The 17,929-nt window shown below is 70.5% G+C and carries 18 protein-coding genes; 12 read left to right on the top strand and 6 right to left on the bottom strand.

Annotated elements, in window-relative coordinates; all coding sequences use genetic code 11:
* Positions 1 to 14 precede the first annotated feature (14 nt).
* The 3 genes from ASH02_RS18875 to ASH02_RS18865 are packed head-to-tail and all read left to right on the top strand — an operon-like array spanning position 15 to position 3,655.
* Positions 15 to 2,195 carry a hypothetical protein gene (locus ASH02_RS18875; RefSeq protein WP_056685683.1) on the top strand — a complete coding sequence of 727 codons (2,181 nt, stop codon included), beginning with the start codon at positions 15 to 17 and terminating at the stop codon, positions 2,193 to 2,195.
* Between the two features lie 33 nt (positions 2,196 to 2,228).
* Positions 2,229 to 2,954, top strand: a complete 726-nt coding sequence (locus ASH02_RS18870) for a FadR/GntR family transcriptional regulator (protein ID WP_056685686.1) — start codon at positions 2,229 to 2,231, stop codon at positions 2,952 to 2,954.
* Positions 2,951 to 3,655, top strand: a complete 705-nt coding sequence (locus ASH02_RS18865) for a sterol desaturase family protein (RefSeq protein WP_082564005.1) — start codon at positions 2,951 to 2,953, stop codon at positions 3,653 to 3,655. Before ASH02_RS18870 ends, ASH02_RS18865 begins: the two co-directional genes overlap by 4 nt.
* Before the next feature lie 25 nt (positions 3,656 to 3,680).
* Here the strand turns inward: ASH02_RS18865 and ASH02_RS18860 are convergent, their stop codons facing one another.
* The gene (locus tag ASH02_RS18860; protein WP_156393720.1) at positions 3,681 to 4,793 is read right to left on the bottom strand and encodes a ScyD/ScyE family protein; all 1,113 of its coding nucleotides are present in this window, start codon (positions 4,791 to 4,793) and stop codon (positions 3,681 to 3,683) included.
* A gap of 144 nt (positions 4,794 to 4,937) precedes the next feature.
* Here ASH02_RS18860 and ASH02_RS18855 point away from each other — a divergent pair, with 144 nt between their 5' ends.
* Positions 4,938 to 5,282, top strand: a complete 345-nt coding sequence (locus ASH02_RS18855) for a hypothetical protein (protein ID WP_056685692.1) — start codon at positions 4,938 to 4,940, stop codon at positions 5,280 to 5,282.
* Between the two features lie 115 nt (positions 5,283 to 5,397).
* Here the strand turns inward: ASH02_RS18855 and ASH02_RS18850 are convergent, their stop codons facing one another.
* A complete protein-coding gene (locus ASH02_RS18850) occupies positions 5,398 to 6,093 on the bottom strand; it encodes a FadR/GntR family transcriptional regulator (RefSeq protein ID WP_235532636.1) in 696 nt (231 codons plus the stop codon).
* 122 nt (positions 6,094 to 6,215) lie between these two features.
* Here ASH02_RS18850 and ASH02_RS18845 point away from each other — a divergent pair, with 122 nt between their 5' ends.
* Genes ASH02_RS18845 through ASH02_RS18825 form a run of 5 tightly spaced genes read left to right on the top strand, consistent with a single transcriptional unit; the run spans position 6,216 to position 10,809 of the window.
* The gene (locus tag ASH02_RS18845) at positions 6,216 to 6,728 is read left to right on the top strand and encodes a gluconokinase (protein ID WP_056685697.1); all 513 of its coding nucleotides are present in this window, start codon (positions 6,216 to 6,218) and stop codon (positions 6,726 to 6,728) included.
* Positions 6,725 to 8,131, top strand: a complete 1,407-nt coding sequence (locus tag ASH02_RS18840) for a GntP family permease (RefSeq protein ID WP_056685700.1) — start codon at positions 6,725 to 6,727, stop codon at positions 8,129 to 8,131. The genes ASH02_RS18845 and ASH02_RS18840 overlap by 4 nt, the downstream gene beginning before the upstream one ends.
* Positions 8,132 to 8,185: 54 nt before the next feature.
* Positions 8,186 to 8,731: a hypothetical protein gene (locus ASH02_RS18835; protein ID WP_162262604.1), complete on the top strand. Its 546-nt coding sequence runs from the start codon at positions 8,186 to 8,188 to the stop codon at positions 8,729 to 8,731.
* A 47-nt stretch (positions 8,732 to 8,778) separates the two neighbouring features.
* Complete coding sequence (locus ASH02_RS18830; RefSeq protein ID WP_082564006.1) at positions 8,779 to 9,882, top strand: GNAT family N-acetyltransferase; 1,104 nt, start codon at positions 8,779 to 8,781, stop codon at positions 9,880 to 9,882.
* A 21-nt stretch (positions 9,883 to 9,903) separates the two neighbouring features.
* Positions 9,904 to 10,809 carry a methyltransferase domain-containing protein gene (locus tag ASH02_RS18825; RefSeq protein WP_056685706.1) on the top strand — a complete coding sequence of 302 codons (906 nt, stop codon included), beginning with the start codon at positions 9,904 to 9,906 and terminating at the stop codon, positions 10,807 to 10,809.
* A 4-nt stretch (positions 10,810 to 10,813) separates the two neighbouring features.
* Here ASH02_RS18825 and ASH02_RS18820 read toward each other — a convergent pair whose 3' ends face one another.
* Genes ASH02_RS18820 through ASH02_RS18810 form a run of 3 tightly spaced genes read right to left on the bottom strand, consistent with a single transcriptional unit; the run spans position 10,814 to position 14,129 of the window.
* Positions 10,814 to 12,397 (bottom strand): amidohydrolase, encoded by a 1,584-nt coding sequence (locus ASH02_RS18820; protein WP_056685710.1) that lies wholly within the window; start codon positions 12,395 to 12,397, stop codon positions 10,814 to 10,816.
* Positions 12,394 to 13,896: a sodium:solute symporter family protein gene (locus ASH02_RS18815; RefSeq protein WP_056685713.1), complete on the bottom strand. Its 1,503-nt coding sequence runs from the start codon at positions 13,894 to 13,896 to the stop codon at positions 12,394 to 12,396. The genes ASH02_RS18820 and ASH02_RS18815 overlap by 4 nt, the downstream gene beginning before the upstream one ends.
* Entirely contained in the window at positions 13,893 to 14,129 is a 237-nt protein-coding gene (locus tag ASH02_RS18810) for a DUF3311 domain-containing protein (protein WP_056685716.1), read from the bottom strand. The genes ASH02_RS18815 and ASH02_RS18810 overlap by 4 nt, the downstream gene beginning before the upstream one ends.
* 119 nt (positions 14,130 to 14,248) lie before the next feature.
* Here ASH02_RS18810 and ASH02_RS18805 point away from each other — a divergent pair, with 119 nt between their 5' ends.
* Positions 14,249 to 15,415: a PucR family transcriptional regulator gene (locus ASH02_RS18805; protein WP_056685719.1), complete on the top strand. Its 1,167-nt coding sequence runs from the start codon at positions 14,249 to 14,251 to the stop codon at positions 15,413 to 15,415.
* A 3-nt stretch (positions 15,416 to 15,418) separates the two neighbouring features.
* Here the strand turns inward: ASH02_RS18805 and ASH02_RS18800 are convergent, their stop codons facing one another.
* Positions 15,419 to 15,811 carry a DUF2237 family protein gene (locus ASH02_RS18800; protein ID WP_056686084.1) on the bottom strand — a complete coding sequence of 131 codons (393 nt, stop codon included), beginning with the start codon at positions 15,809 to 15,811 and terminating at the stop codon, positions 15,419 to 15,421.
* 96 nt (positions 15,812 to 15,907) lie between these two features.
* On the opposite strand from ASH02_RS18800, the gene ASH02_RS18795 reads away from it, so the two are divergent.
* Together ASH02_RS18795 and ASH02_RS18790 are read left to right on the top strand one after the other, a co-directional pair.
* Positions 15,908 to 16,231 carry a hypothetical protein gene (locus ASH02_RS18795; protein WP_056685722.1) on the top strand — a complete coding sequence of 108 codons (324 nt, stop codon included), beginning with the start codon at positions 15,908 to 15,910 and terminating at the stop codon, positions 16,229 to 16,231.
* A complete protein-coding gene (locus ASH02_RS18790; protein ID WP_056685725.1) occupies positions 16,212 to 17,843 on the top strand; it encodes an alpha/beta hydrolase in 1,632 nt (543 codons plus the stop codon). The genes ASH02_RS18795 and ASH02_RS18790 overlap by 20 nt, the downstream gene beginning before the upstream one ends.
* The last annotated feature ends 86 nt before the right edge of the window (positions 17,844 to 17,929 follow it).

The following is a 17,929-nucleotide window of genomic DNA, read 5'->3' as shown; positions in this document are numbered from 1 at the left end:
GAATTCCTTCGTCGGTGGACGTCGATCGCGAGGTCATGCGCTACGACTCGACGATCCGCAAGCTCCGGCAGGCGATCCCGGCGCGCACCGAGGACGGTGTCTCGCTGGCACTCGTGTACCAGGCGCGCGAAAGCGCCCTCCTCGCGGTGCACGTCGCGCAGCGGATGATCGGTGCGCTGGACCGCGGAGATCTCGTGCGGGCCCGGGCTCACGCGACCATGGAGGGGCATCTCGCCAGGTTGTACGAGGCCAAGTGGAACCTCGGTCGCGTCGACGGGACGTACGTCGACTTCGCAGCCCCGGAGTCGAGTCCGGACCCGATCGAGCTGCTGCGGCGCTTCGAAGCCGTGACGTCGGGTGCGCTCGACGTCGCAGACGCGTGCCGTGGTGGGATCGTCCTGCCGGCACCTGCGCCCCTGTCGCTCCAGCGCCGGGGTTCGGAGGTGCTGCACACGGAGTCCGGCGTACCGCTGGTGCCGACCGTCTGCCCTGTTGTCGTCCTGACCGGATCGAACGAGGACATGGGCCGGCAGTACGCCCAGCAGGTCGTCGACATCTACGGGACCTGGATCTTCGACCGGCTCGCAGCCCGGGTGATCAGCGACGACACTCGCCTGGTGCTCGCCGAGTGGGAGTCGCAGTTGGCCCGACACGCGCCGGAGGTCCTCGACTTCGCGCGAGGATGGGCGGACGGTGCTGCGTCGCGGGGAATTGCCCTGGACCACGGGCACGCGCTCGCCGTCTGGACCGGCTACAACGAGCCGGCCCACAATCACGTGATGTTCGGCGAGGAGCTGAGCGGCGACTCCTCCTTGGGGGTGCACGCCTACTCGGGTGCGCACTTCTCTCCGAGTGGCGAGGTCACCGACATGTGCAGCGGCTTCTGTGCCTGGTCGAGCGCGACGGTGGACGGCGGCCTGGTCGGCGCCTCCACCACCGACCACGACTGCACCTACCAGGCGACCATCGTGGCCTTCCCCGACCGGGGCAACAGCTTCGTCCACACCCCCTTCTCGGCCAACGGCTCGATTCCCGGACTGGGCCGCTTCTTCATGGCCGGCCACCCCGGCTTCAACGACAAGGGAGTCGCCTACGTCCACCACGGAGGGCAGGGCATCGACGGGGCAAGCGGCGGAGGCGGCCCGAGGGAGCAATGGGGTTACGGGCTTCGTCGGGGTGCGTCGACCTTTCACGCGCTCCAGTTCGCCGACACTGCACAAGAGGCGCGCGACATGATGCTGTCCTTCCCTGTCGGTGACCCGGGTCCGATCCTCGGCACGGCCGGTGGGCTGTTCGCCGACGCCCACTACGGAGTCGCGATCGAGGAGCGCGCAGGCAGTCCCGAGGAGCCGCGGCCAATCCTGCGTGAGCACACCGAGGACGCCAACGGAGAGCTGGTGCCGGTGCTCTACGCGAACAACAACCCGTTGAGCGAAGAGCCGGGTAGCTGGGCGGGTCCCCGGGAGGGAAAGTACGTCTACTCCTCGGAGAGTGGTTGGTACATCCGACGCCCGGACGACGCCGGAACGTCCGACCCGGCACTCCTCGCAGCGCGGCTCTCGAGCAAGAACAGTGCGGCGCGCAACAGGTTCTTCCACCGCCAGATGTCGCAGGGGTTCGGCAGCATCGACGTCGACTTCGTGACCTCGATGTACCGGACGAGCGGATCCATGCCTGACGGTGACTACCCGGAGTCGGTCGAACGATGGAACGCGGGGGAGGAATGGGAGGCTTCCGCGGCCCACCGTGGCAACGCGTTCACGGCAGTGATCAAGCCGTCGAGCAGCGACCCCGGCGAGTACCACGCCTGCATCGGGCCCGCCGATCGTCACCTGCAGATCCGCGAGCCCAGCCACGGGCACTACTACTTCGACGAGACCGGAGAGTTCTGGAGGCTGCGGCTCATGGAGAGTTCCGAACTGTTGCTGAAGGACGCCGAGGACGAGGCGCGGCGGCGGGTCGATGCTGCATCGGCCCGCCTGGCAGCACTGCCTGACGATCATCCCGAGAGAGGACTGGCCGCGGGTTGGCTCACGGAGGCGATTGAGTGCCTGGCCTCCCTGGCGGATCCCACCGAGGGCGGTCTTCCGCCGGACGAACGAGCCGCTGTCATCGCGAAGCAGGTGCGGGCGGCATGTCGGGCCCAGGTTCGCGCGGCTCAGGTCATACGTCTCCCAACTGGTCTGACCACTTGACCACCTGCCGCCCGTCGGCCTAGCGTTGCCGGCATGCCACTGCAACCGGTCAACCGCAGGTCCGTGCCCGACGAGGTGTTCGACCAGCTGGTCGGCGAGCTCACCGGCGGCGAGCTCGGCCCGGGCCAGAGCCTGCCCAGCGAACGACGCCTGGCCGAGGTGCTGGGCGTCTCGAGGCCGGCGGTCCGGGAGGCGTTGCAGCGCCTGGCGCAGGCCGGGCTGGTCGACGTACGCCAGGGCGGCGCGACCACGGTCCGCGACTTCCGGCAGGTCGGCGGGCTGGAGCTGCTGCCCCGGTTGCTGTTCGCCGGCGGCAACCTCGACCTCTCCGTGGCGCGGAGCATCCTCGAGGCACGGCTGCACGTGGGCCCGCGGATCGCCGCGTTGGCGGCCGAGCGGGGCGGTGCCGATCTGGCCGACGCCCTCGACGCCGCCGTGGCGTCACTGGCCGCCGAGTCCGACCCGGTCGCCCGCCAACGCTGCGCGCTCGTGTTCTGGGACCTCCTGGTCGACGGCGCGGAGTCGATCACCTTCCGGCTGATGTTCAACAGCATGCGCGCGGCCTACGAGCCGGCCCTCGAGGCGCTGGCGGTGGTGCTGTCCTCCGAGGTCGACCGGGTCGAGGCCTATCGGGCCGTCGCGAAGGCTGTGGCCGGAGGCAATGCGAGGCTCGCGGAGCGCCGGGCCGCCGCCCTGCTGACGGTGGCGACCGATGCGGTCAACGCGGCCATCGACGACTTCGAGGGCGGCGTCGAATGAGCACGGACCGACCCGACGTGGGCGAGCAGCGCCTGGCGGCCGACGAGGCGCGGGTCTCCCGCCGGCCGAAGGTCTCCCTCGGCTCGAGCTTCCGCGCGTTCTGGGCCCACCCCTCGCCGTGGATGATCATGGCCGTGCTCGTGGCCGGGGTGACCGCGCGCGCTCTGGTCGGGGACTGGCGCTCGGGTGACCTGTGGGCACCGGTGGTGCTGGTCGCGCTCTTCCCGGTGCTCGAGTGGCTGATCCACGTCTTCGTCCTGCACTGGCGCCCCCGGCAGGTGGCCGGTGTCACGATCGACACCCTGCTGGCCCGCAAGCACCGTGAGCACCACGCCGACCCCCGTGATGTGCCGCTGGTCTTCATCCCGTGGCGCGCGCTGGTGTGGGTGATCGTCGGCTACCACGCGATTGCGCTGCTGGCGTTCCCGCGGCTGGGCCAAGCGCTCACCTTCACCGTCTCGGTCGCCGTCGTGGGGCTGGCCTACGAGTGGACCCACTACCTGATCCACAGCGACTACCGGCCGGTCTCGCGCGCCTACAAGGCGGTGTGGCGCAACCACCGGCTGCACCACTACCGCAACGAGCACTACTGGTTCACGGTCACCACCACGAACACCGCCGACCGCCTGTTCGGGACCTACCCGGACCCGGCGAGCGTGCCGGCGTCGGCGACCGCGAAGAACCTGCACGGCGGCTCGTGACTCCGAGCCGCCGCGCAGGTCCGGGTCAGCGGATCTTGACCAACGCTCCCGGACCGAAGACCGGGCCGACCGCGTAGATCGTCCCGTTCCTCGCCACGTCGGCGCCGCCGGGCATGATCAGCTTGTCCTTGGCGATCTCGGCGTGGTTGCCGCTCCGCCTGACCTTGAACAGGCCGCCGACCTCGGAGCCGGGAAGTCCGAGCTCCATGGCGAGCCAGCTCATCTTCGACAGGCTCACCGCGTAGACCGACCTGCTGTCGGCGGTGAGGTCCACGATCGACGTCAGGCCGTCGGCGTACCGCGTGCAGGTGCCCGTGTCGGGCGCCTCCGGGTCGCACACCGCGTCGAGCGAGCCCGGCTTGATCCGCCAGATCTGCGAGGTGCCGGGGTTGGCCGGGAAGCCGCGCAGCTCGCCGACGTACCAGTAACCGTCCGGTCCGACCGTGACCGACGTGGGCACGGCCTCCGAGTTGATCGGGGTGCCGGCCGGCGGCAGGCCGGTGGGGTTGCCCTCCATGTCGACGTCGGGGAGGCCTTCGGGCACCTCGACCATGCGCGGCCTGAACCGGGCCACGGTCTTGACGGTGCCGTCCGGCCAGACCCGGAGCAGGTCGTTGCCGCCGGCGTCGGCGACCAGGACCGTGCCGTCCTTGAGGGCGAGCACGCCGTACGGGTTGGTGTCCGTGGGCACGCCTTCCTGGTCGTCGGGGTCGGGGTCGGTGGCCTGGTGGCCCTTGATGTCCGCGAACGGCTGCAGCTCACCGTGACGCAGCTTGTAGAGCGTGGCCGCACCGGGCGGCAGCTCCTCGGCCGCCCCGCCGCCACCGGTGAGGAAGTAGAACCTGCCCCGCGACTGCGAGGCGTCCGACGCGAACCCTGCGGCCTCGTCGATCCCGCCGAGCCGGATCACCCGGGCCGGTCGGTTGCGGCGCTCGACGACGAGGCTGAAGCTGCCGTCGTCCTCGGTCACCAGGGTGATTCCCGGTCTGATCGACTCGACGCCACGAGGCCCCGAGAGGTCGACCACGGTGGAGATCCTGTCGTGCCGGTGTCCGGCTTGGGCCGGTGTCACGCCGGCAGCGACGAGTGCGACCACTCCCAGGCCCACCGCCGCGGTTCGTGCTTTCGAGTGAAGCATTGAGGCCTCCCAGCCTTGTCTTCCCGCCGCGCACCCAGACAAGCAGCAGGAGTCCGGGCTGTCATCGGCCAACTTGGGGAACTCGGCGTATCGCGGGACGTGGGTGTGGAACCCGGGCGCCGGGGCGGGTGAGACAATCAGTGCATGTCCGAGACCAAGCCCGTCAAGCGCGCCAAGCACCTGATGGACCCGAACAACCCGCGTCCGTCCGTTCGCAAGGACGCGATGCACGTCTCGCACGTGCAGAAGTGGGTCATGTCGGTGCTCGCGGTGACCACGATCCTGCACCTCGTGGTCGGACTTGTCCTCGCCGCCGCGATGGTCGAGGACGACCGCCTCGACGCCCAGATCGGCCTGCTGGTCATCGCCGGAATCTTCGGCGTCCTCTCGGTCGCCGTCGGCCGGGTCATCCACCAGCGCTCGATGCTCACGCCCTGGTTGCTGCTCGGTCCCGTCCCGGCCCTGATCGGCGCCTGGTTCGTCCTCTGACCCGTCGCCAGTTCCTGTCGACCCGTCGCCAGTTCTGGCGCATGGCGTGAACTCACGACGGGTCGATCGGAACTCACGACGGGTCGATTGGTATTGACGACGGGTCGATCGGAACTCACGACGGGTCGGCGAGGGCGGCAGCTGCTTCGTCGATGATCGCCTGCATGGCCGTGCGGGCGTCGTCCGCGTCACCGGTGCGGATCGCGTTCGCCACCCGCTCGTGCAGCGCGACGGCGTCAGCTCGCGGGGTGGCGGGCATGAGGTGGTGGTGGGTCCGGCCGGCCAGCACCTCGGCGACGACGTCCCCGAGGGCGCGCAGCATCTCGTTGCCCGAGGCCTCGAGCATCGTGCGGTGGAAGATCGTGTCGGCGACCAGGTAGGCCTCCAGGTCACCCGAGTGCCGGTGGGCCACCATGTCCATCACCGCGCCGGAGAGCGCCGAGCACTGCTGCGGCGTCGCACGTTCGGCGGCCAGGGCAGCGGCCACCGGCTCGAAGCCCGAGCGCAGCTCGCTCAGTGAGAGCAGCTGGTTCGTGCGATCGTCGCCGGCCAGGCGCCAGCGGATCACGCGCGGATCGAAGACGTGCCAGTTGTCGCGGGGGCAGACGGTCACGCCGACGCGGCGGCGAGAGGTGACCAGCCCCATCGACTGGAGCACCCGCACCGCCTCGCGGGAGACCGAGCGCGACACGGCGTACTCGGTGTCGACGGAGTCGAGGGTCAGCACCTGCCCGGGGGTGAGGTCGCCGGAGACGATGCGCAGGCCGAGGGCCTCCAGCACCGTGGAGTGCAGGCCGCCCGGGTCGTCCATGGTCATCCCCAAAGATCAGATTTAATGCCACAAGGTCTTGATAAGAGCAGATCAATCGTTGCATGCTGTGACGCGGGGCACAACACGTCCCCACGAATTCGGACCCGCGGGAGGAACCGCAGATGAGCACAGACCGGAAACCACTGCTGGTGGTGATGGGCATCTCCGGGTCGGGGAAGTCCGTGGTGGGCGCGGCCCTGGCGCAACGAATCCGGGTCCCGTTCGTCGACGCCGACGACCTGCACCCGGCGGCGAACATCGCCAAGATGTCCGCGGGTCACCCCCTCGACGACCGTGACAGGCACCCGTGGCTGGAGACGATCGGCGCGTGGCTGGCCGAGCATGAGTCGGGCGGTGGCGTGGTGGCCTGCTCGGCCCTGAAGCGCAAGTACCGCGACCAGCTGCGCCACCACAGTCACCGGGTCGGCTTCGTGCACCTCGACGGCAAGCGCGACGTCATCGCCGCCCGGCAGGCCAGTCGCCCGGGCCACTTCATGCCGGCCTCGCTGCTCACCTCGCAGCTGCAGACCCTCGAACGCCTCAGCCCCGACGAGGGCGGCCTCGTCATCGACATCGACCAGAGCATCGACGCCATCGTCCAGGAGTACGTCGACCAGACCGGGAGCACCCGATGAACCTGATCCTTCCCCTCGCCACCGACGACATCATCGAGCCGGTCGCCTCCTCGGGCCAGCTGATGGCCGCCACCGGCCTCGGCATCGCGGTGATCGTCGTGCTGATCACCTGGGCCAAGCTGCACCCCTTCCTGTCCCTGACCTTCGGCGGGCTCACCGTCGGCATCGTGGCCGGCGTACCCCTCGCCGACGGCATCGCGAGCTTCACCAAGGGCTTCGGCGAGACAACTGCCGGCGTCGGCACGCTGATCGCGCTGGGCGCGATCTTCGGCAAGCTGCTCGCCGACTCGGGTGGTGCCGACCAGATCGTCGACACGATCATCGGCCGGGCCTCGACGCGGGCCCTGCCGTGGGCGATGGCCGGAGTCGGCGCGATCATCGGGCTGCCGATGTTCTTCGAGATCGGCCTCGTGCTGCTGATGCCGGTGATCTACCTCGTGGCGCGGCGGGCGCAGCTGTCCCTGATCGCGGTCGGAATCCCTGCCCTGGCTGGGCTCTCGGCCATGCACGGCCTCGTGCCCCCGCACCCCGGGCCGCTGACCGCCATCAACTACCTCGACGCCGACCTGGGCATCACCCTGGCCTTCGGAGTCGCGATCGCCATCCCGACCGTGGTCCTGGCCGGACCTGTCTTCGCGAAGGTGGCCGACCGCTGGGTGGGCGACGTGTTCGTGCCCGAGGGCCGCTTCGGTGACAGTGACGACGCGGACGCCGGCGCCGGCATCGCCGACCACCGTCCGAGCTTCGCGCTGACGCTCTTCTCGGTGCTGCTCCCGGTCGTGCTGATGATGGCCCGCGCCCTGGCCGAGATCATCATCAACGACGAGTCGAACGCCGTGCAGAAGGTGCTCGACGCGCTCGGCACGCCGATCGTGGCCCTCCTGATCGCCGTCATCGTCGGCATGTTCACCCTGGGGCGTGCGTCGGGGATGAGCCGCGACCAGATTTCGAAGTCGGTCGAGAGCTCGCTTCCCGGTATCGCCGGCATCGTGCTGATCGTGGCCGCCGGCGGCGGCTTCAAGACCTCGCTCGTCGACACCGGCGTCGGCACCCTGGTCGCCCGGTGGGTGGCCGACAGCGGTGTCTCGGTGCTGCTGCTGGCCTGGTTCGTCGCCGTACTCATCCGCCTGGCCACCGGCTCGGCGACCGTCGCGACGGTGACCGCGGCCGGCCTGCTGACCCCGCTGACGGCCGGGCTGTCCCAGCCCGAGATCTCCCTGATGGTGCTGGCGATCGGCTCCGGGTCGGTGTTCTTCTCCCACGTCAACGACGCCGGGTTCTGGCTGGTGAAGGAGTACTTCGGGATGTCCGTCACGCAGACCCTCAAGTCGTGGTCCCTCATGGAGACGCTGCTCTCGGTGACCGGCCTGGTCTTCGTGCTTGCCCTCGGCCTGGTCGTCTGAGCGGTGCTCCTGGTGAGGGAACCGTTCCGGAGCCCCTATCGTCGGATCACCATGATGCGTTCACTTGTTGCTCGACGGACCAGCCTCCTGCTCGCCGTGCCGACCACCCTGCTCGCGCTCACCCTCGGCGCCTGCGGCTCGGAGTCGGACGGCGACGATGACACCCGCGCGGAGGACACGACACAGACGACTCCCTCCACCGACCCGGGCAGTACGTCGCCCAGTACTTCAACGGGTGGGGGAGGCGTCGACTTCGACGAGGTGGCGATCCTGCACGCCACCGCTGCCGGGGGTGAGACGAGCGCGGCGCCCGTCGTACTCGACTCGGACGCCGCGGTGGCCGACTTCGTGGCCCCGTTCACCAGGGGCGACCTCGGCCAGCAGGTGCAGACGACGTACGTCGCGACGAAGGTGCCCGACGGCAGGACGATGGTCGGCAGCGTCGTCTCGATCGGCTGCGACGTGCCCCCCGGGGTGACCGTCAGCGCCGCCGACAGCCTCACGATCACCCCGAAGAAGGTGGCCTCACCGCTGCCCGAGTGCCTCGCCCCGGTGACCACCGTGGCGCTGGTGCTGGTCGACTCCGACGCGGTCACCTGAGACCGACGATCGGGCGCCCAGCGCGCGATGCGGCAGAATGAGTGCCGATGACCCCTGACTACGCACTGCCCGAAGACAACCGTTTCGAGAGCGATCCCGAGGAGGTTCTTCCCGATGACCCCGGTCTGCCGGTGGGTTGGGAGGCGGGAATCCCCGACCCGGACAACTCCGAGGACGTGCTCCGGCTCACCGAGTTGCTGCGCGCCCACGAGGACTCCGGCCGCGGCTGGGCCGGTGCCTCCGAGGACGACGTCCTGGTCGAGGTCTCCGAGCACGGGCTGCGCATGCGCGAGAACCTCGTCATCCGTGACAAGTCCGGCACGATCCGCGCCTGGGCCAGCGTGCACGACCGTTCGCTCAACCGCATGCTCTACGTCCACATCCTCGACCGGTCGCTCTCGCCCGGCGCGGCAGAGCGCTGCTCCGACGTGCTCTTCACCTGGGCCGAGGGCCAGGCGCGCGAGGTCGGCGCGGCCCGTGGGCTCGACGTGCAACAGATCGACACGGGAGCCTTCGCCGACGACGAGCGCCAGCACAAGATGCTCGAGGAGGCGAACTTCAACCGGGTCCGCACCTGGTGGCAGATGAGCCGCCCGGTCACCGCCGACGAGGCCGGCCTGGTGCCCGATCCCGAGCACTGGGAGCGCAAGGGCGTGGTCTTCCGGCAGGTGCGTCGCGAGGGCGGCGGCATGCCCGACGTCAACGATCTGAGGGCCGTGCACGAGATTCTCGAGAGCGCCTTCACCGACCACTTCAACTCCTCCGAGGAGACCTTCGCGGAGTTCGTGCACCGGGTGCGTGAGGACCCGGGCCACCGCTGGGACCACTGGTGGCTGGCCGAGATCGTCGACGGCGAGGGAGAGCCCGAACCGGCCGGTGCGCTGGTCGGCACGGTGTCGGAGAGCTCGACCGGACCCGACGGCTCCTACGTGTCCTACCTCGGCGTGCTCGAGTCCGCCCGCGGCCGCGGAGTGGCCAAGGGGCTGCTCAAGACGATCATCGCCGACGCCGCGGCGAGGGGTCGCGACCGTGTCGGCCTCGAGGTCGACGCCGACTCCTCGACCGGCGCCGACCAGCTGTACGTCGGCATGGGCTGGAAGACGAAATACGTCACCGAGTCGTGGCACAAGGACATCCCTGTCACGTCATGAGCGGGTGCTAGCGTCCCCGGCATGCCTGCACCTGCGTTCGACCAGCTCCGCGCCCGGGCCCGTGCCCGGCTCGGTCCCCGACTACGCACCCTGACCGCCCGCGGTGACTCGCCGACGTGCCTGGTCTGCGGCTCGAAGAAGTACGTCGAGCGCACGGTGGCCTACACGCGTGAGCCGGCCAAGACGTGCGACGTACGCGTCTGCCAGCACTGCGGGTTCGTGCACATGCCGGGCCACATCGAAAGCCGCTACGCAGCCAAGACCGACATCGAGCAGCTGCCGGCCGGTCACGGGCGCCTCGGCGACCTCGAGGTGCCCGGGCGCGAGTTCCACATGGTCAAGATGGGCGTCGACATCCTCGGCGGCACCGGCCACGAGGCGCTGATCTTCGGCGCCGGGCGCAGCATGGACAACCACCACGTGGCCAAGCTTCCCGAGGTCGAGCGCGTGGCGATCAGCGACATCATGAAGGTGCGCGACGACGCCGAGTTCATCGACGCCAACGACCCGCCGAAGCGGAAGTTCTCCGTGGTCGTGGCCAGTGAGGTGATCGAGCACTTCCGCGACCCGCACGAGGACTTCGCCCGGCTGCTCGGGCTCGTGCGGCGTGACGGGCTGCTGATCTGCGGCACCAACATCCACGACGGCGGCAAGCTCGCGGCCGACCGCTACATCTTCTATCCCGACCACACCTCGTACTACTCCCCGCAGGCGCTGCGGCTGGTGGCCGACCGGGCCGGCGTGCACCTCGACTTCCGCGCGCCGCTCGTGGGCCAGGCGATGCGCAAGCGCTACGTGATCATGAGCCGTTCGTCGCGCGCGATGACCAGGGTGGCCGACTACTTCGGCCGCGAGGTCTACGCGCCGTCCGAGCTGGCCCGCCCACCGCAGCCGGTGCCGCAGCGCAGCCACCAGGCCTGGCGCTAGGACCTCACTCCCAGCTGCCACCGACCATGACACGAACCGGCTTGGGCATGGGCGCGGCGGCGTCGGCGACCTGGGACAGGTCACCGTCGAGGACGACCAGGTCGGCACGCATCCCGGGTGCGAGGGTGCCGACGTACTGCTCCTCGTGCACCAGGTAGGCGCTGTCGACTGTCATTGCCTGAACCGCACGGTGCACGTCGATGCGCTCGGCCGCGCCGAGCACCGAGCCGCCGCTGGTGAGGCGGTTGACGGCGGTGCGCAGGGTCGCGAGCGGATCCATCGGCGTGATGGGGCAGTCGGAGTGCAGCCCGAACCGCAGGCCCGCAGCAGCCGCCGAGGCGAGCGGGTCGAGGAAGTCGCTGCGCACGTCACCCAGGAACCTCTCGCGGTGCCGGTCACCCCAGAAGTAGACGTGGTTGACGAAGAAGCTCACCCCCACACCCGCCTCCTTCAACGCGTCGAGGTCGGCCGTGCTCGTCACCTGGCAGTGCTCGATGCGGTGCCGCGGGTCGTGCGTGCCCTGCCCGGCGCGGTTGATCGCGGTCAGCGCAGCGCCGACCGCGGCGTCGCCGTTCGCATGCACGGCCAGCTGCCCTCCGGCGGCGGCGACGGGTGCCACCATCGCGTCCAGCACCTCCTGGGGCTGCAGGAGCTCGCCGTGGTGCCCCGGGTCGCAGAGGTACGGCGCGCGCAGGGCCGCGGACAGCCCCTGGATCGAACCGTCGGCCCAGAACTTGGCGCCGGCGAGGCGGAAGCGGCCGACGGACTGTCCCGCCGCTTCGAAGACCGTGTCGCCGTCGAGGGGCAGGTCTCCCCGCAGGAAGCCCACGACGCGGACCGGCAGCCGGCCCTCGGCGTCCAGCCGACGGTAGGCGTCCAGCTCCTCGGGGCCGCCGATCAGGCCGACACCGAGGTCGTGCACGGTGGTGATGCCGCGTTCACGAGCCCGGGACAGTGCGCGGAGCAGGGCGTCCTCCAGGTCCGTGTCCGAGAGTGCCGGCACCGCCGCGAGCACCCGGCTCACCGCGTCGATCTCCCAAGCCATGCCGGTCAGTCGCCCCGATGCGTCCCGCGGGAACCGAGGGTCGTCGATCGCGACGGTCTCCTCATCGACCCGCGCCAACGCCAGAGCGACCGTGTTGGCGACCAGGAAGTGACCGGAGATGTGCGAGACGATCACCGGGTCGGTGCTGCTGACGGCGTCCAGGTCGTCGCGGGTCGGGTGGCGTCCCTCGGCCAGCAGGGTGTCGTCGTACCCCCACCCGCGGATCCAGGCCCCGCTCTCGACGGGCAGGGCGGCCAGCGCCGCCTGCAGGTCGGGGATGGTGCCGACACCGGGCGAGCGACAGTCGGCCCACAGGTCGGTCAGTCCGGTGTACGCCGGGTGCACGTGGGACTCGATGAGGCCCGGCAGCACGGTGGCGCCCTCGAGGTCGAGGCGTTCGACGTGCGCGGAGGCCAGAGTGGCCACCTCCGACTCCGTGCCGACGGCCACCACGACCCCGTCCCGGACCAGGATCGCCTCGACCCCCGGCCGATCGGGATCCATGGTCACGACGTCGGCGCCGACGAGTAGCAGGTCGCTCATCGAGCCTCCACCACCTTCGCCGTGGGGCGGGGCGAACGCGTCGAGTGCGAGCGAGGGCGAAGGGCACGCAGGCCGGGCACGGGATTCTCGGCCGGCCACACGATGCGGCTGACGATCACCACGGTCGCGTTGACCAGCAGGGCCAGGAACCCGATGTTGAGACCGTGCTCGGCCCACCAGGGCGGAGTGTCCGCGCCCTCCTGGACCATGAACATGGCCAGGACGAGGACGTCGCCGACGATCACGCCGAGCGCCAGCGCGGCGGGGCGGACCTTCCAGCCGAAGATCATGGCGAGGAAGACGATGAGCGCCTGGGTGACGCCGTAGTACGAGGTGTTGACCAGCGTGAGCAGCAGCGACGGCAGCTCCAGGGTCAGCACCAGCGAGACGATCAGGTAGGCGAAGATCACGACTCGCACCCAACTGCGCTGCTTCTCGGCGGGGATGCCGCGGATGATGTTGCGGGACACCAGTGAGCCGATGCCGAGGGCCGAGCCGCACAGGACGACGATCGCGCAGAGCGCTGCGCCACCGGCGACCAGGCCGGTCAGCCAGTCCGGCAGCACCTGGCGTGAGAGCTGCAGCAGCGCCTGGTTGGAGGCCGGACCCTCCAGCCGGTGCGGCAGGAGTACGACGGCGGCGAACGCTGCCGCGACCAGGAACGGGTACATCAGCATGTAGAGCGGGTTGAATCGCGCCGCACGCTTGAGAGTGCCCTCGGACTTGGCGGCGAAGATGGCCTGGGCGATGAACGGGAAGACGAAGAACCCCATCGCCTGGAAGACCACGGTCGTCATCGTGAACGTCAGCGACGAGCCCGTGAGCGTGTAGTGGGTCGACGGTACGGCGCCGGCATCGGCCGCCTTGTCGAACAGCGCGGTCGTGCCGTCCGACTTGGCGACGGCGGCCAGGCCCACGAGGATCGCGCCGAGGAGCAGGGCGCCGTCCTTGACGAACGAGACGAACGCGGGCGCGCGGACCCCCGAGAGCAGCAGGAAGACCATGGTGAGTCCCGCGCCGGCGAGAACCGCGGCGGTCGGGTCGATCCGGATGCCGAGCGCGCTCATCGCCACCTGGAGGCCGGTCAGCTGCAACTGGCCCCACGGGATCAGGAAGATGACCGACGAGATCGCGATGGTGAGCTCGAGCGGACGCGAGCGGAAGTGGGAGCCGGCGGCGTCGGGCAGCGTCATCGCGCCGTAGCGCTTGCCGGCCTGCCACAGGTAGGGCGCCAGCCAGTAGCCGATCGGGTAGGCCAGCAGGATGTAGGCGATGAACCACACGCCGTAGTTGGCCCCGAAGGCGTAGACGCCGCCGGGGAAGCCGAGCAGCGTGCCGATGCTGTAGGCCTCACCGGCACCGAGCACGAAGATCAGGATCGGGCCGAACGACCGGCCGCCGACCAGGTAGTCGTCGATGTCGGCACTGCTGGCGCGCCGGGACATGATGCCGGCGGCGAGCGCCAGGCCGAGGACGAGGCTGAACGTCAGGAGGATCATGCGAGCTCCTCCGCGTCCTGCAGCTCGCGCTCGACGTACTCGGCCTCGTCGTAGCACTTCCACGCGACGTGGATGCACAGGGCGGTCAACGGCATCCAGAGGAAGAGCCAGGCGAAGAGGACCGGGAAGCCCGCAACCTGGGCTGTCGAGTCGGCGAACATGAGAATTCCACCGAGGACGCCCACGGAGGGCACCCCGATGGAGAGCAGGACGCTCTTGAGCTCGTTGGACATGGTGTGCTCCAGGTGAGTGGGGGAAACTGATTTCAGTGTGTCCCCGGTCACGCCGGACGGGCCACTGCGAATGCACGATCCTGTGCGTCGGATTTCGTGAAATTCACCAAGGAGGAACCGTGGCCGCGGACGACACCCTCGCCCGGGCATGCGCCCGGGTCGCCGAGGACCTCGACGGGCTCGTCGGACGCGTCGTCTCCCGAATACGTTCCGTGGTTCCGGCGTACTCGGTCGTGGCCTACCAGGAGCAGTTCGACTACATCCGCAGCGAGTTCGCCACCATGCTGGACTGCCTGGCCCGGGGCGCGGCGCTCCCTGCTGACCTGGTCGAGAAGACCCGCGAGGTCGGGAAGCGACGCGCGCAGCAGGGCATGACCCTGCAGGACGTCGTCCAGAGCTACCACCTCGGGCTCAAGGAGATCTGGTCGTCCCTGGTGGAGCAGGGCGGGGACGCCGGCCCGGCGCTGCTCGACGCGTCCAGCTACCTCTGGGACAACGTGCACGTGCTGACCTCGGCCGTCGCGGTGGGTCATGGTGAGGCCACGCGCAGTGCCCAAGCCGTCAGGGTCGGACTGCGCTACCGCCTCCTCGAGGCACTCGCCCAAGGGTCGGGGTCGGTGGGCGCGGACCTGGAGGGGCTGGCGAACCGCCTCGGCTTTGACGTGAGTGGCCCCTTCGCGGCGATCGTCACGTCCGCCGCGGAATGGAGTGAGGTGGACGTCGAGTCCGTCCAGGCGGTCCTGGAGCGAACGCATCGCGGCACTGACGGCCACCGAGGTCTCGTCCAGTGCAGCCGGGTGGGTGATCTCGTCATCACCCTCACGCAGCACAGCGCGTCCGGGAGGCTGGTCGAGTCCCTGCGTGGGCATCGCGGCGCGGTCTCCGTGGGGGTCGGGATGCCGCGCTCGGGCCTGGCCGGCGCCGCCGCCAGCATCGAGGACGCCCGGCTCGCGGCACGCGCCGCCCCGGCCGGGTCCGTCGCGTACTTCGAGGATGACTGGATCGCCGCGCTGCTGGCGGCCCACCCGGCGCAGTGCCGCCCACTCCTGGCTGCGGGGGACGCTGCGGCACGCGAGCAGACCCACCTGGCCGACGCTGTGACGGCGTACGCCGAGAACGGCTTCTCGGTGAGTGCGGCCGCGCGGGCGTTGCACCTGCATGCCAACTCGGTGACCTACCGCCTCGAGCGTTGGGCGCAGCTGACCGGGTGGGACCCGCGCACGTTCGACGGTCTCCTCAGGTCTGTGGCGTGTCTGCGCACGCGGAGCCTTCCCGGCTCCGAGTGAGCTTCACTCGAGCGAGCTCGGGTCGGCGGGTACGTCGACCGAGTGCTCCTCGAGCAGCTCGCGGGGGATCGCCTCGAGGGCGCGCTCGTTCGTGGCCGCGAGTACGACGGGTGCTGCGGCGCCGGCCTCGTAGGACTGGAGCCACCGTGGCGCGACGACGCACCAGCGATCGCCCGGCACCAGGCCTGGGAAGTGCCACTCGGGACGTGGCGTGGTGAGGTCGTTGCCGACCGACTTCTGGTGCTCGAGGAACTCCGTGGTCATCACCGCACAGACCGCGTGCAGTCCGACGTCTTCGGGCCCGCAGGAGCACAGTCCGTCGCGGTAGAAACCGGTCACCGGATCATCGCCGCACGGCTCGAGCTCGCCGCCGTTCACGTTGCGCTCGGAGGACATGCCCGGATCCTCCCACGAGTGGCCTGTGGAGAACCGGATGACCGGTCGGGAGATCGCGCCAGACTTGGTTCCCTTCATCGACGGGGAGGATGTTCAATGTCGAACGACGCCGGATTCGGCGTACGACCACCGGCGCTGCGTGACGCGGCAGGGGCGATTGCGGGCGCCGCCGAGCAGCTGGGCGCCCTCGCGCCCGCCTCGGCTCTGAGCCGGATCGAGCGGGGGCTGCCGGGCTCCGCGAGCGCTGCGGCGGCCCGCGACCTGGCCCGGGTCTGGCGCAGGGGGTACGCGGAGTGGGAGGCGGCCGCACGGCGCCACGGCGTCGCGTTGCGGGCCGGGGCCGACGACTACGAGGCCGTCGACGCACGGGCCGCTGCTCGTCTCGAGTCGAGGGGGAGCCGTGACCCTCTCGACCGGTGACCTGCTGGCGTGGCTGCCCCACAACCTGGCGGCCGCGGCCGATGCCCTGGCCGGCACCGGCGCCTCCCTGCGCGCCCTCCAGGACGAGCTCGACGACGCCTCGGTCATCGGCCTCTGGACCGGGTCCGCCGGTGCCTCCGCAGAGGCCGATCGGCTTCGGCTCGTGCACGCCATGAACGACCTCGTGGCCTCGATGGCGTGTGTCGTGCGGGGCCTCGACGTGGCGGCCGAGGGGGCGGCCCATGCGCGACGGGTGCTCGTGGAGGCGATGGAGTGGGCCCGCGCCGAGGGTTTCGCGGTCGACCTGGCGGGAGCCGTGCTCGACGTACGCCCGCCGTCGCCGGACCCGCACGCGGTGGCCGACCGGCTGCGTCGGCACCACGAGATCAGCGACCACGTCGAGCAGGCGCTGGTCGCGGCCCGGCACACCGACGAGGAGCTCGCCGGTCTGCTGGGCGTGGTGGCCCTGGGTTTGGTCGACGGTGGCTCCGGGCGCTTGTCGGGCGCCGCGACCCTGGGCACCCGGGAGGGCGAGCGCACCCTGCTCACGCCTCCGGTCGGCGGTCGCGTCGGCGACTGGAACGCGTGGTGGTGGGGGCTCACCGACGGTGAGCAGCGCCGCATCATCGCCCTGCACCCGGAGTGGATCGGCAACACCGACGGCATCCCGGCCCGGGCCCGACACCTGGCCAACCTGCGCCTTCTTGCCCGGTGGGGTACGCCGACCGCCGGCCTGCGCGCCCTGCAACGGCTGCTGGCCGCCCACCCGGACGAGCGGCAGCTGCTGGCCCTTGACACCACGGGTCGGGACCTGCGGGTGGTGCTCGGCGTCGGAGACCTCGACCGGGCCCGCCACGTGCTGGTGGTGACGCCCGGCTTCGGCACCACCGTCGCCGGCGATCTCGATGCCTGGGACGACCGGTTGGTCGACCTGCTGGCCAGGTCCCGGGCGCTCGACGGCGGGCCGGCCTCCGACCACGCGGCGGTGCTGTGGCTCGGCCACGCACCGCCGCAGCTCGACGACACGCTGGTGCCCGGCCGCACCGTGCTGCGCGACGACGCGGCCCGCTCGGCGGCGGACGACCTGGCCGGTTTCCTCGACGGGGTCGACGGATCACGCGCCGATGACCCGCACCTGGGGGTGGCCGGCCACTCCTACGGATCGCTGGTCACGGGTCTCGCCCTGCGGCACTCGACCGGTGTCGACGAGGGCGCCTTCCTGGGGTCTCCCGGCACGGGCACCGACGACCTCGGGGACCTCGACCTGCCGCGCGGCCATGCGTTCCACCTCGAGGCCAGTGGTGACCTGATCGGCGACGCCGGGCTGTTCGGCCGGGACCCGTCGTTCCTCGAGGACATGCGCCATCTCTCGACGGAGGCGAGTGCCGAGTGGGGCACGTCGGGCGGGCGCGGACACTCGTCGTACTTCGACGACGGGTCGACCAGCCAGCACAACCTGGCCGCGATCGCCTCGGGGCACCCGGAGGCCCTGGTCGACGACACCGGCCCGCCGTCGTTGCCCGACCTGACCCGCGAGGGCCTGTGGCGGCTGGGAGAGCTCGATGCCCGGCTGGAGGACCTGCTGGCCCGGCACGTGCCGGCGTGGCCGTGAAGGACGCGCGCGACACGCTGGTTTTGGGTTTAAGTTGATAAAATCAGTAGACTAACTCTCAGTTGGGTCGAAGTGGCCCGATCGCG

This window comes from Nocardioides sp. Soil796, from assembly GCF_001429525.1.
Taxonomy (GTDB): domain Bacteria; phylum Actinomycetota; class Actinomycetes; order Propionibacteriales; family Nocardioidaceae; genus Nocardioides.
Note: the sequence above shows the minus strand (reverse complement) of the source record. Positions and strands in the feature narration are given on the sequence as shown.